The organism is Aeromonas sp. S2(2024) (assembly GCF_041402505.1).
Taxonomy (GTDB): Bacteria; Pseudomonadota; Gammaproteobacteria; order Enterobacterales; family Aeromonadaceae; genus Aeromonas; species Aeromonas media.
Genome location: NZ_JBGLRL010000034.1, coordinates 15,673 through 28,214 on the forward strand (window position 1 = coordinate 15,673; position 12,542 = coordinate 28,214).

Below are 12,542 nucleotides of genomic sequence, written 5' to 3' on the forward strand. Positions count from 1 at the left end.
GTAATAATGTTCGGCTGGGAAGGGGTCTGTGAATTTGTCAGCGTGGCGGAGCAGGGGGGCTTTACCCCGGCGGCGCGCAAGCTGGGGGTGTCGGTGGCGCAGGTCAGCCGTCAGGTGGCGCAGCTGGAAGACAGGTTGCAGGCCAAGCTGCTGCTGCGCACCACCCGTCAGGTGCGGCTCACCGAGCTCGGCGAGATCTATTTTCGTCACTGTCGTCAGTTGCTGGACAACCTCTACGAGGCGGAACTGGCTCTGGGGCGCCATCAGGCGGTGCCACAAGGGTCGCTGCGCATCACGGCCCCCGTCTCCTATGGCGAGAGTCGCATCGCCCCCCTGGTGAACGACTTCATGGTGCGCTTCCCCCAGCTGGAGGTGACCCTCAACCTCACCAACCAGTTGCTGGATCTGGTGCACGAGGGGTTCGATCTGGCGATCCGTCTCGGCCACCTCAAGGACTCGACCCTGGTGGCCCGCAAGCTGGCCCAGCGGGTGCCTTATGTGTGTGCCTCCCCCGCCTATACCGCCCGTCACGGCATCCCCAACAGCCTCTCGGAGCTGGCCCGTCACACCTGTCTGGTGGGCAACGGCGACGAGTGGCACTTCACCCTGGACGGTCGTCCCCACAGCGTGCGGGTGCGCGGCCTGCTCCACTGCAATAGTGGCCACGCCCTGCTGGATGCGGCCCTCAAGGGGATCGGCATCATCCAGCTGCCGGACTACTACGTGAGCGACCACCTCGCCCGGGGGGATCTCATCGAACTGTTGCCGGAGCTGCGGGCGCCAGAGGAGGGGATCTGGGCCCTCTATCCCCACAATCGCCACCTCTCCCCCAAGGTGCGGCTGCTGGTGGACTACCTCGCCGAACGGCTCAGCGATCCCGCCCAGCCGGCGCTGGTGCGCCCCATAGGCTGACGCCCGGATGACAACACGCGCCTCATAAAAAAAGGCGCTGTCTCCATTGGGTATTGGAAGGCCAGTCCTGAAGCAGGTCATCGCTGCAAGGGGCGTCATCATGGATGCCCCCTCGGCTATCCGTGCCGATATGGCACAGTTTGGCTCCCTTTGTCAGCCACCCAGCCTGGGCTGTCATCGTCCTGTCCGGCGGCCACGCCCTGTGGAACCCCCTCGCCAGCACAAAGCTCCGTCCGCTCCCCTGATACCGACGCAGTAGACAGCAGATCCTGCAGCGGCCCCCACCGGACGGGGGGACGGCCGCACCAGACGGGCAAAGTCGCCGGTCAGCCTCCTTGGCTAGACTGGACCAGTCGTCTTATGACACCCATTTGGCACATTTGCCCGCCACTCTATCTGGAAGGATCCGATATGAAACCCTTGTTGACCGCCCTCTTGCTCCCCCTGCTGCCCCTCGCCGTGCAGGCCGCCGACCCCGTCTGGATCACGGTTGGAGCCGACAGCGGTGTCGAACTCAAGCAGGTCAAGGCCAAGCTGGCCCCCCTGTTCAGTGCCAGCGGCGCCCCCGTCCAGCTGGCTCAGGTCGAGGCGAGCGAGCTCGGCACCCTCTCCCACCTGATGCACGAAGGCCATCAGCGCTGCGGCGGTTACGTGGTGCACAGCACCCTGGCCGACGCCCTGCAGAGCATGGCCCAGCCCATCAGCCAGAACCTGTTCAGTGCCCCGCCGCTGACCCAGGGGGCCAGCGTCAACCGGCTGCTGCCCCATCTGGATCAGGGCAAGATAGTCGGCACCATCAGCCAGCTCTCGAGCTGGCGCAACCGCTACTACACCACCACCACAGGGGTGCAGTCGGCGGACTGGGTGGCCGGCCAGTGGCAGAGTCTGAGCGCGACCCTGCCCTGGGCCAGCGTCAGCCGGGTCAAGCACAGCGGCTATCCGCAGCAATCCGTGGTGCTGACCCTCAAGGGAAGCCGCTACCCGGACGAAGTGGTGGTGCTCGGCGGTCATCTCGACTCCACCGCAGGCTCCGCACCCAACAGCCGCACCCTGGCACCGGGCGCCGACGATGATGCCTCCGGCATCGCCACCCTGACCGAGGTGCTGCGGGTCATCGCCGAGCAGGGTCGCCAGCCGGAGCGCACCCTGCAGTTCATTGGCTATGCGGCGGAAGAGGTGGGGCTGCGCGGCTCCAAGGACATCGCCACCCGCTACAAGGCGACCAACACCAAGGTGCTGGCGGCGCTGCAGCTGGACATGACCAACTACCAGGGATCGGCGGAAGACATTGTCTTCATGACCGACTACACCGACCAGGGGCTGACCGGCTATCTGGCCCAACTGCTCGACGCCTATCTGCCCCAGATCCGATACGGCTACGACAGCTGCGGTTACGGCTGCTCGGATCACGCCTCCTGGCACAATCAGGGCTACCCGGCCGCCATGCCGTTCGAGTCGCGCTTCAACGACTACAACCCCAAGATCCACACCGCCCAGGACACCTTGCAGAACTCGGATCCCTCGGCTGCCCACGCCCTCAAGTTCGCCCAGCTTGCCACCAGCTTCGCCATCGAGATGGGCAAGATAAACTGAGGCGCCAGGGGCGATGATGCACGCAAAAAAAGGCCCACAGTCGTGGGCCTTCTTGCATTTTGGGTATGGGCGGAAAGCTATTCCCGCTCCTTGACGTAGGGGGTGCCGAGCGCCTTGGGCGCCACCGCCTTGCCGATGAAGCCGGCGAGCAGGAACACCGTCAAGATGTAGGGCAGCGCCTCTATGGCCTGCACCGGGATCGGGAAGTCGCCTATGCTGACCCCCTGCAACCGGATAGCGACAGCGTCGAGGAAGCCGAACAGCAGGCAGGCCGCCATGGCGTTCCAGGGACGCCACTTGCCGAACACCAGCGCCGCCAGCGCCATGAAGCCCTTGCCCGCACTCATGTTGGGGATGAACTGGGCGGTCTGGGCCACCGCCAGATAGGTGCCCCCGATCCCCGCCAGCAGGCCGCCGATGATGAGCGCCGTGTAGCGCATCCGCACCACGGAGATACCTGCGGTATCGACCGCGGCCGGGGCCTCGCCCACCGCCCGCAGCCGCAGGCCGAAGCGGGTACGGAACAGCACCCACCAGGCCAGGGGCACGGCGGCGAACGCCACGTACTCCAGCAGGGAGTGACCGCTCAGCAGCTCGCTGTAGAGCTGGCCAACGACGGGCACGTCATAGAGCTCCTTGGCGAAGGGCAGATCGATGGGGGCGAAGCGGGCATCGCCGGAGAGCGCCGGAGTCTGACCGCCCTGATCGAACCAGTAACGGCCGAGGGTCACGGTCAGGCCGGCCGCCAGTATGTTGATGGCCATGCCGCTCACCACCTGATCCCCGCGGTGGGTGATGGTGGCAAAGCCGTGCAGCAGGGCGAACAGGATGGACACCCCCACCCCGGCACCCAGCCCAATCCAGGCGGAGCCGGAGACGGCGGCGGCGGCCGCACTGGCGAAGGCCGCCGCCAGCAGCTTGCCTTCCAGGGCGATGTTGACCACCCCGGAGCGTTCGCAAAACATGCCCGCCATCGCGGCCAGAATAAGCGGCGGCGCGGTACGGATGGTCGCATCCAGCATCAAAATCAGCATTTCGAACATGGTCAGGCTCCTTTGACTTGCGCGGCTGAGCGGTTGGCGAAGGCCAGGTAGACCTGCTCGATGCGCGGACGCAGCATGTGCTCGAGGGCGCCACAGAACAGGATCACCAGACCCTGCAGCACCACCACTATGTTGCGATCCACCCCGAACTCGAAGCTGAGCTCGGCGCCCCCCTGATAGAGGAAGCCGAACAGCAGGCTGGCGATGATGACGCCGACCGGGTGGTTGCGACCCATCAGGGCCACCGCTATGCCGGTGAAGCCGAAGCCTTCCACGAAGTTGAGCTTGATCTGGTGCAGCTCACCCTGCAGCACGTTGAGGGCGAAGAAGCCCGCCAGCATGCCGGAGATCACCATGGCCAGGATCACCACCTTGGGGTAGGAGATGCCCGCATAGGCGGAGGCGCTCTGACTGGCGCCGACCGAGCGGATCTCGTAGCCCCAGCGGGTATGCCAGATGAAGATCCACACCAGGGCCGCACAGATCAGCGCCCAGACGAAGCTGATATTGAGGGGGCTGTTCGGCATCTCCACACCGAAACCGGCCGCCAGCTCGCTCATCTTCGGCAGCCAGCTCGCCACGGCGAACACCTTGCTCTCTGTGGCCATGGATCCTGGCGGCTTGAAGACGTCGACCAGCAGGTAGGCCATCAGGGAGGCGGCGATGAAGTTGAACATGATGGTGGTGATGACGATGTGGCTGCCCCGCTTGGCTTGCAGCCAGGCCGGGATGAAGGCCCAGGCCGCGCCGAACAGGCCACCTGCTATGATGGCGAGCGGCAGCAGCAGGGCGAACGGCAGCACGTCCCCTAGCAGCAGACAGACCAGCCCCACACCCAGGCCGCCGATATAGGCCTGCCCCTCACCGCCGATGTTGAACAGGCCGGCGTGGAAGGCCACCGCCACCGCCAGACCGGTGAAGATGAAGCCGGTCGCGTAGTAGAGGGTAAAGCCTATCCCCTCGCCGGTGCCGAAGGCGCCGTACCACATGATCTCGGCGGCATCGATCGGATTGATGTCGAGGTAGTAGAACAGGATGGCCGACACCAGGAAGGCCAGCAGGATATTGACCGCGGGCAGCACGCCCACGGAGATCCAGGCAGGAATACGTACTTGGCTCATCAGTGGGCCTCCTTGGCAATCTCGTCAGGCACTGGTGTGTTGACCATCATCAGACCCCATGTTTCACGGCAGGATACCTGGTTCATGATGCGGCTCCTTCGGGTTGGCTTGCCGCCACCTCGTCGGGAACGATATTTGCCATCATCAGACCTATGGTGCGCTCATCCGCCTTGGCGCCATCCAGCTCGCCGACGATGCGGCCATCGGCGATGACCAGGATACGGTCAGACAGGCTCATGATCTCGTCGAGCTCCACCGACACCAGCAGCACCGCCTTGCCCTTGTCGCGCATGGCGATGATCTGCTGGTGGATGTATTCGATGGCGCCGATGTCGACGCCCCGGGTCGGTTGGCCGACCAGCAGCACATCCGGGTCCTGCTCCACTTCCCGGGCGATCACCAGCTTCTGCTGGTTGCCGCCGGAGAAGTTCGCGGTCTTGTGCTCCGGGCTCGGCGGGCGCACGTCCCACTTCTCCATCTTGGCCTGGCAATCCTGACGGATCGCCTCCTTGTCCTGCAGCCAGCCCTTGTTGTATTGCGGGCGGCGGTGATAACCGAGGATGAAGGCCTCTTTCGCCTCGAAGCGATTGATGAGCCCCATCTTGTGGCGGTCTTCCGGAATGTGGCCGAGGCCGAAGTTGCGCACCCGCTCCGGATCGGCCGGATGGCTCAGGCTCACCTCGTGGCTCTGGGCGCCGGCGATGGTGAAGCTGCCCTTGCTGGGCTTGAGGATGCCGCCGAGCAGGCTGAGCAGCTCGGACTGGCCGTTGCCGGAGACCCCGGCGATGCCGACCACTTCCCCGGCGCGCACCGCGAAGCTGACGGACTTGACCCGCTCCACCCCGGCGTCATCGACGTAAGAGAGGCCATCGACCTTGAGCTTGGCCTCGCCCGGCTGGGCGGTGCCCTTGTCGACCTTGAGGCGCACCTTGCGGCCCACCATCAGCTCGGCGAGCTGCTCCTTGTCGGTATCCTTGGTGGCGACGTGGGCCACCATCTCCCCCCGGCGCATGATGGAGACCTGATCCGTGATGGCCAGGATCTCCCGCAGCTTGTGGGTGATGAGGATGATGGTCGCGCCCTGATCCCGCAGCTTTTTGAGCACCTCGAACAGGTGATCCGCCTCTTGCGGGGTCAGCACCCCGGTGGGCTCGTCGAGGATCAGGATGCGGGCGCCGCGATAGAGCGCCTTGAGGATCTCGACCCGCTGTTGCAGGCCCACCGGCAGATCCTCGACTTTCTCGTGCAGCGGCACCTCGAGACCATAGTCCCGGGCCAGCTCGCCGAGCAGTTTCTCGGCCGCCGCCAGGCTCTTGCCCAGGTGCCAGCCGTTTTCCGCGCCGAGGATGACGTTCTCCAGCACGGTGAAGTTGTTCACCAGCATGAAGTGCTGGTGCACCATGCCCACGCCTGCGGCAATCGCATCTTGGGAGCCATGGGGTTTGAAGGGGTTGCCGTCGATCAGCATCTCGCCTCTGTCGGCGTGGTAGAAACCGTAGATGATGCTCATCAGGGTCGACTTGCCGGCGCCATTTTCGCCGACGATGCCGTGAATGCTGCCTTTACGAACCTGAAGGTCGATCTGCTTGTTGGCGTAAACCTCGCCAAAGCGCTTATCGATACCTCTTAATTCGATGGCATAGCGATCTGTCTGGTCCATGATGCAGTCCTTGCGGGTCATGAAGTAGAGACTAAAAACCGGCCCGTGCGGGCCGGTCTGGGTTGAGAGTCGTAGCAGAGACTCAGTACTCGCAGTATCAGTACTTACAGGAGTTGTCGCTCATGTAGTCGTGCACCTTGATCTTGCCGGCGATGATGTCGGCCTTGATGGCGTCAACCTTGGCTTTCATCTCCGGGGTGATCAGCTTCTCGTTGTCTTTGTCGAGTGCCCAATCCACCCCGCCTTCGGCCAGACCCAGGGTCTGGATGCCCGGCTTCCAGCTGCCCTTGGCTGCCTCATCCCAGGACTTGTACGCGGCCAGGCCAACATCCTTGACCATGGAGGTCAGCATGGTGCCAGGTTGCAGGTGGTTCTGGTTGGAATCCACGCCGATGGCCAGCTTGCCTTCGTCCTTAGCAGCCTGATAGACACCGATACCGGTACCGCCGGCGGCGGCATAGACAACGTCGGCGCCCTTGGCGAACTGGGACTTGGCGAGCTCGGCACCCTTGGCCGGGTCAGCAAAGGCCGCCGGGGTGGAGCCGGTCATGTTCTGGTACACGTCGATCTTCGGATTGATGTACTTGGCGCCCTGCTCATAGCCGCACTGGAACTTGCGGATCAGCGGGATGTCCATGCCGCCCACGAAGCCGACCTTGCCGCTCTTGGAGGCGATGGCTGCCAGGGCACCCACCAGGAAGGAGCCTTCATGCTCCTTGAAGATGAGGGACTGGACGTTCGGCTTGTCGACCACCATGTCGATGATGGTGAACTGGGTTTTCGGGAACTCGGTGGCGACTTTCTCTACCGCGGAACCCATGTTGAAGCCGACGGCGACGATGGGGCTGTTGCCACGGCTGGCCAGACGGCGCAGACCCTGCTCACGCTGGGCTTCGTTCTGGGGCTCGAACTCCTTGACCTTGACGCCTTTGTCCTTGTTGTAGACTTCGACGCCATTGCGGAACACGGCTTCGTTGAAGGACTTGTCGAATTTGCCAGCAGTGTCATAGATGACGGCGGGCTCGGAGGCTGCCTGGGCAGAAAGGGCAGCGAGGGTGAGGGCGGCCACGGTGGCCAGCTTGAGCACTTTAGTCACGATCGTATCCTTGATTGTTATGTGAGGGTCCACAACCTGTCTTGGCAGGTCATAAAGCACGCTGGCTAACTGTAAGTGAGCCAGCCTGTGGGTCAAGGGGATCATAGAGGAAAAACGTTTGCGTTAACGGTTTGAAATATAAGCAAATTGCTTTATAAGTGTTTGTTTTTAGGTTTGTTTGCAGAGTTAAATGCTGTGATTAATAGGCGTCAAACGACATTTGTGTTTCTATTCATGAGGTTATGCGCAAGCGTTTTCCTCTTTCGATGAAAAAAGTGGTTTCTATCGGCACCAAATCCAGCGGCCAGAGCGCTTCTGTCGGCAGGGGAGAACCGGTGCCGCACCTCGACTTGGTCTCTGACGCCTCAGGCCGTATAATCCCCGCCTGTATAAATAAACAGGAGTGGTGATGGACGTTTCAACCCTGCTCGACGGGCTCAACGACAAGCAAAGAGACGCGGTGGCGGCCCCTCGCAGCAATCTGCTGGTGCTGGCGGGCGCCGGCTCGGGCAAGACACGGGTGCTGGTGCACCGTATCGCCTGGCTGATGCAGGTGGAGCGTTGCTCACCCTTCTCCATCATCGCCGTGACCTTTACCAACAAGGCGGCGGCCGAGATGCGCGGCCGGGTCGAGAAAGTGATAGGTGACGGCGTGCGCGGCATGTGGATAGGCACCTTCCACGGCATCGCCCACCGGCTGCTGCGGGCCCACCATCTGGATGCGGGCTTGCCCCAGGATTTCCAGATCCTCGACTCCGACGACCAGTACCGTCTGATCCGCCGGGTGCTCAAGGCGCTCAACCTCGACGAGAAGCATTGGGCCCCCCGCGCCGTGATGGGCTACATCAACGGCAAGAAAGACGAAGGGCTGCGCCCCGGCGACATCGATCTCTACGGCGACCCCGTCACCCGCACCTATCAGCAGATCTACAAGACCTATCAGGAGACCTGCGATCGCTCCGGTCTGGTGGACTTTGCAGAACTCCTGCTGCGCGCCCACGAGCTGTGGCTGAACAAGCCCCACATCCTCGAGCACTACCGTGACCGCTTCCAGAACATACTGGTGGACGAGTTCCAGGATACCAACGGCATCCAGTACGCCTGGCTGCGGATGCTGGCTGGCGACACAGGCCGGGTGATGATAGTTGGCGACGATGACCAGTCCATCTACGGCTGGCGCGGCGCCAAGATAGAGAACATCCAGCGCTTCCTGACCGACTATGAGGGGGCGCAGACCATACGCCTGGAGCAGAACTACCGCTCCACCGCCAATATCCTGAAAGCCGCCAACAGCGTCATCGCCAACAACTCGGAGCGCCTCGGCAAGGAGCTATGGACCGAGGGCGCCGAGGGCGATCCCATCTCCCTCTACGCCGCCTTCAACGAGGTGGACGAGGCCCGCTTTGTGGTCGGCCGTCTCAAGGATTGGAAAGAGAAAGGCGGTTTGCTCGCCGACTGCGCCATCCTCTATCGCTCCAACGCCCAGTCACGGGTGCTGGAAGAGGCGCTGATGCAGGACGCCATGCCCTATCGCATCTATGGCGGCCTGCGCTTCTTCGAGCGGCAAGAAATCAAAGACGCCATGGCCTACCTGCGCCTTATCAACAACAGAGGCGATGACGCCAGCTTCGAGCGGGTGGTCAACACCCCGACCCGCGGCATCGGCGAGCGCACCCTGGAGATACTGCGCAACAATGCCCGGGATCAGGGCCAGAACCTGTGGCAGTCGGCCAAGACCTTGCTTAACGACAAGGTGCTGACCGGTCGCGCCGGCAATGCGGTGCGCGGCTTCGTGGATCTTATCGATGCGCTGGAGGAGCAGGTCGGCATGCTGCCCCTGCACCAGCAGGCGGATATCGCCATCCAGAATTCCGGCCTCAAGGCCATGTATCTGGCGGAGAAGGGCGAGAAATCCCAGGCTCGGGTGGAGAACCTGGACGAACTGGTGACCGCCTGCCGCCAGTACCAGCGTCCGGACGAACTGGAAGACATGAGCGATCTCTCCGCCTTCCTCGCCCACGCGGCGCTGGAGTCCGGCGAGAATCAGGCCGACGAATATGCCGATGCGGTGCAGCTGATGACACTGCACAGCGCCAAGGGGCTGGAATATCCCCTGGTGCTGCTGGTCGGCGTGGAAGAGGGCATGTTCCCCAGCCAGCAATCCACCGAGGAGTCGGGCCGCCTGGAGGAGGAGCGGCGCCTCTGCTACGTGGGCATGACCCGCGCCATGGAGAAGCTCTACATCTGTTATGCGGAGAGCCGCCGCATCTACGGCCGCGAGATGTTCCACAAGCCGAGCCGCTTTATCCGCGAGATGCCCGCCGAGTGTCTGGAAGAGATCCGGCTGCGCACCCAGGTCAGCCGCCCCACCCAGTACGGCCGCTTTAGCCAGAACGAGGTGCAGCAGAGCTTTGACGCCAGCGGCATCAAGCTCGGCCAGCGGGTGCTCCATCCGAAATTCGGGGAAGGCATAGTGCTCAACTTCGAAGGGGTCGGCCAGCAGAGCCGGGTGCAGATCCAGTTCGACGAGGTCGGCGCCAAGTGGCTGGTGACGGCGTATGCCCGATTGGAAGCGCTCTGATCTCTTACGCCTTTTGAAATAACCAACCCGGCTTAGGCCGGGTTGGTTTTATCTAGCGTTCATAGCGACAGTTTTAATGATGCTATAAAATTTCTTGTTAACAGTAAATTTTATTCACCCGTCATTTATTCTGTATGACTCCGCATTACTTAGTGATATAGATAATGGTTTGCAGCGTAAGGCACACAAGGGGGTATATAGATGATCTGTTTTGTTGCAGGTATTCACGCTGTCGGAAAAAGTTATTTATGTAGTAAATATGCATCCGAGACTGAATGTCTTCATAGAAGTGCTAGTGAGTTAATAAGAGAATACAAAGGTTCTTCATGGGGGATAGATAAAAAGGTAACTAGTCTTGTAGACAATCAAAAAATTTTGATACGTGCACTGAATGAAATTAAATCTGAAGGAAATGATCTATTGCTGGACGGTCATTTTGTTTTGATCGATGAATCGGAAGGCTTTACTAAGATAGATGAAGATGTTTTTCGTAAAATGGCGCTGGACAGAATAATTTTAATAGAAAACACTCCAGAAGTAATCAAAGAAAGATTCAGTGCTAGAGGTGTTCATGAGATCACATTTGATGTAACCACATTCAGTAAACTGGAGCATGAGCATGCTTATCATATCGCTGAAACACTCAAAATCCCGATAACATTATTGCATGCTCCATCATATGAAATGTTCTTTAATGCAATATCTTCTGAATGAAATTGTAAAAGGCGCATTCATGCGCCTTTTACTAGACATAGCGATATGATTGTGGAGGGATAGCTCCAGGGAGAAAATCACCAAGAAGCATTGGCTCCTCATATCTCCTAGGGTTTTTTACTGCGATAGCAAACCCTATATTCTTATCTGAAAAATATGACTCAAAAAAGTCTCTCGAAATACCAGCATGTTTTTTAGTCGTATCCCACAGCTCATTTGGTTTAGATGACAAGATTTCACCTATATCAAACTCACCGATCACTCGACCAACCGGTTTTGTCGCATAAATAATTACTTTACTGACGCTTTTGTCCTTAAAGATACGCTTCCTGAATTCAAATTTCTTCTCGCCATCGAGAATTAACTCGGCGAACTCTGGTTTAATTGACAATAAGACTCGCATTAACCCCTCCAGCATTAAGGATCGCCCTGAAATCATTATCACTTAGAGGCATGAACCCCCAATAGCTATCTTCATTGTAACCTGTAATGTCCAATAATTCTTGTCTTATTACTCGCCGATTTAGAGGAAAGTTATAGGTAAACTTGATAATAGTTGGATAATTTTTACGAGAGTAAAACTCATTTAGCTCTTTATCTGTAAAGACACTATAAGGAGCACAATAGCGTTTGAAATCATCAAGTGTAGCAAAATTATTGATATTGAGGCATTCTTCAACGACACAAACAGACGTAGCAACAGATCTAAACCGTGCTGGTCCTAAATGATCTGACGTCCTATATATAAGTAAATTATCACCTACACTTAGCCTTTCAGTTCCTCTCATGGAGGTCAAATAAACTTTATGAATACTATTTGTATGAGAAACATCCTCAATGATGGTTGGATCTTCATTATTTAAGATAGAATCAGGGAAAAGACGAGTATGAAAATTAGGGTGGATGGCTAACAAAAAATTTCTACTTGCTAACTTAATAAGAGGGTAGGTGGGTATACTCATCATTATTTCCTCATAGATTTCTAAAGTAAACACCTTCATAACCATTTGGTGTTTCTTGATTTTTACGAGATCGCTCAACAAAGTTGAACTGTGGCCGTGTTAAGAGTGATATTAATCCTTGATGTTTATCAAAGACAGTTACGTAAATTTCATTGAGATTATTTTCGATCGCGTAGAAAAATGTTTTAGACATAAAACGCTCACCGAGCTTTGTCCCGTGAGCATCGACCTTAAATGTCCCCATTTTTAATCGACGGGCTCGTGGAAACCTTGGTGTCATATCACTGAGCTCTTCATCTTCGATCTTAAGATATAGAAAACCATCTATAACTCCCATTTGATTGTAAGAAACATACGCTGACTCGTTATGCTTCTTTTCGAACCAACCAGCAAATGGAGGGTAATCTTCTTTGAGAGAATCGAAAAAACGGTCGTTTAAATTGATATCTCTAAATTTCTTATAAACGATTGCCATTCAAATCCTCATAGTGTTTCTTATAAAAAAGTTGAAGACGAACGATTAAAATCTTGACGCTTAGAAAAATCATACTGGTGATGACATGAAAGATTCAACAGGAACACCATTGTGAAGACTTTTTCATACTGGATGTGTGGGCATACTCGCAAAAGGGGCAATCTTGGTCACCATGAGTGTACAGATCTAGTTATCGCCTGACACCGCCCTCAAACCGGTGTCCTGTTTACGCTACTTTAGTGCGCACTTCCTTCGGCAGAAATTTGGGACACCCATGTAGTGGTCTAATCATCCCGGACACCATTTTAGGTGGTACAGTCGCCACCATGACTTGAGGTGTTCAATGACAAGATTACGTCGCTCATTTACTGCTGAATTCAAACTC

Annotated in this window: 11 protein-coding genes; 4 read left to right on the plus strand and 7 right to left on the minus strand. The window is 58.0% G+C overall.

Annotated elements, in window-relative coordinates; translation table 11 throughout:
- Positions 1–6: 6 nt before the first annotated feature.
- Both ACB039_RS20205 and ACB039_RS20210 read left to right on the plus strand, forming a co-directional pair.
- Complete coding sequence (locus ACB039_RS20205; RefSeq protein ID WP_161506745.1) at positions 7–912, plus strand: LysR substrate-binding domain-containing protein; 906 nt, start codon at positions 7–9, stop codon at positions 910–912.
- Between the two features lie 411 nt (positions 913–1,323).
- On the plus strand, positions 1,324–2,505 hold the full coding sequence (locus ACB039_RS20210; RefSeq protein ID WP_371166308.1) for a M28 family metallopeptidase: 1,182 nt from the start codon (positions 1,324–1,326) through the stop codon (positions 2,503–2,505).
- A 77-nt stretch (positions 2,506–2,582) separates the two neighbouring features.
- Here ACB039_RS20210 and ACB039_RS20215 read toward each other — a convergent pair whose 3' ends face one another.
- From ACB039_RS20215 to ACB039_RS20230, 4 genes are all read right to left on the minus strand, one after another.
- Entirely contained in the window at positions 2,583–3,548 is a 966-nt protein-coding gene (locus ACB039_RS20215) for an ABC transporter permease (RefSeq protein ID WP_042648473.1), read from the minus strand.
- Between the two features lie 2 nt (positions 3,549–3,550).
- Complete coding sequence (locus ACB039_RS20220) at positions 3,551–4,669, minus strand: ABC transporter permease (protein ID WP_371166309.1); 1,119 nt, start codon at positions 4,667–4,669, stop codon at positions 3,551–3,553.
- A gap of 82 nt (positions 4,670–4,751) precedes the next feature.
- Entirely contained in the window at positions 4,752–6,329 is a 1,578-nt protein-coding gene (locus ACB039_RS20225) for an ABC transporter ATP-binding protein (RefSeq protein WP_161506747.1), read from the minus strand.
- Between the two features lie 97 nt (positions 6,330–6,426).
- The gene (locus ACB039_RS20230; RefSeq protein WP_371166310.1) at positions 6,427–7,425 is read right to left on the minus strand and encodes a BMP family protein; all 999 of its coding nucleotides are present in this window, start codon (positions 7,423–7,425) and stop codon (positions 6,427–6,429) included.
- Between the two features lie 409 nt (positions 7,426–7,834).
- Between ACB039_RS20230 and uvrD the strand changes: the two genes are divergently transcribed.
- Together uvrD and ACB039_RS20240 are read left to right on the plus strand one after the other, a co-directional pair.
- A complete protein-coding gene (uvrD, locus tag ACB039_RS20235) occupies positions 7,835–10,006 on the plus strand; it encodes a DNA helicase II (RefSeq protein WP_371166311.1) in 2,172 nt (723 codons plus the stop codon).
- 201 nt (positions 10,007–10,207) lie between these two features.
- The gene (locus ACB039_RS20240) at positions 10,208–10,720 is read left to right on the plus strand and encodes an ATP-binding protein (RefSeq protein WP_371166312.1); all 513 of its coding nucleotides are present in this window, start codon (positions 10,208–10,210) and stop codon (positions 10,718–10,720) included.
- A gap of 31 nt (positions 10,721–10,751) precedes the next feature.
- Here ACB039_RS20240 and ACB039_RS20245 read toward each other — a convergent pair whose 3' ends face one another.
- Genes ACB039_RS20245 through ACB039_RS20255 form a run of 3 tightly spaced genes read right to left on the minus strand, consistent with a single transcriptional unit; the run spans position 10,752 to position 12,157 of the window.
- The gene (locus ACB039_RS20245; RefSeq protein WP_371166313.1) at positions 10,752–11,123 is read right to left on the minus strand and encodes an ASCH domain-containing protein; all 372 of its coding nucleotides are present in this window, start codon (positions 11,121–11,123) and stop codon (positions 10,752–10,754) included.
- Entirely contained in the window at positions 11,101–11,682 is a 582-nt protein-coding gene (locus ACB039_RS20250; protein WP_164673720.1) for a hypothetical protein, read from the minus strand. Before ACB039_RS20250 ends, ACB039_RS20245 begins: the two co-directional genes overlap by 23 nt.
- Before the next feature lie 10 nt (positions 11,683–11,692).
- The gene (locus tag ACB039_RS20255; RefSeq protein WP_371166314.1) at positions 11,693–12,157 is read right to left on the minus strand and encodes a hypothetical protein; all 465 of its coding nucleotides are present in this window, start codon (positions 12,155–12,157) and stop codon (positions 11,693–11,695) included.
- Positions 12,158–12,542 lie beyond the last annotated feature (385 nt).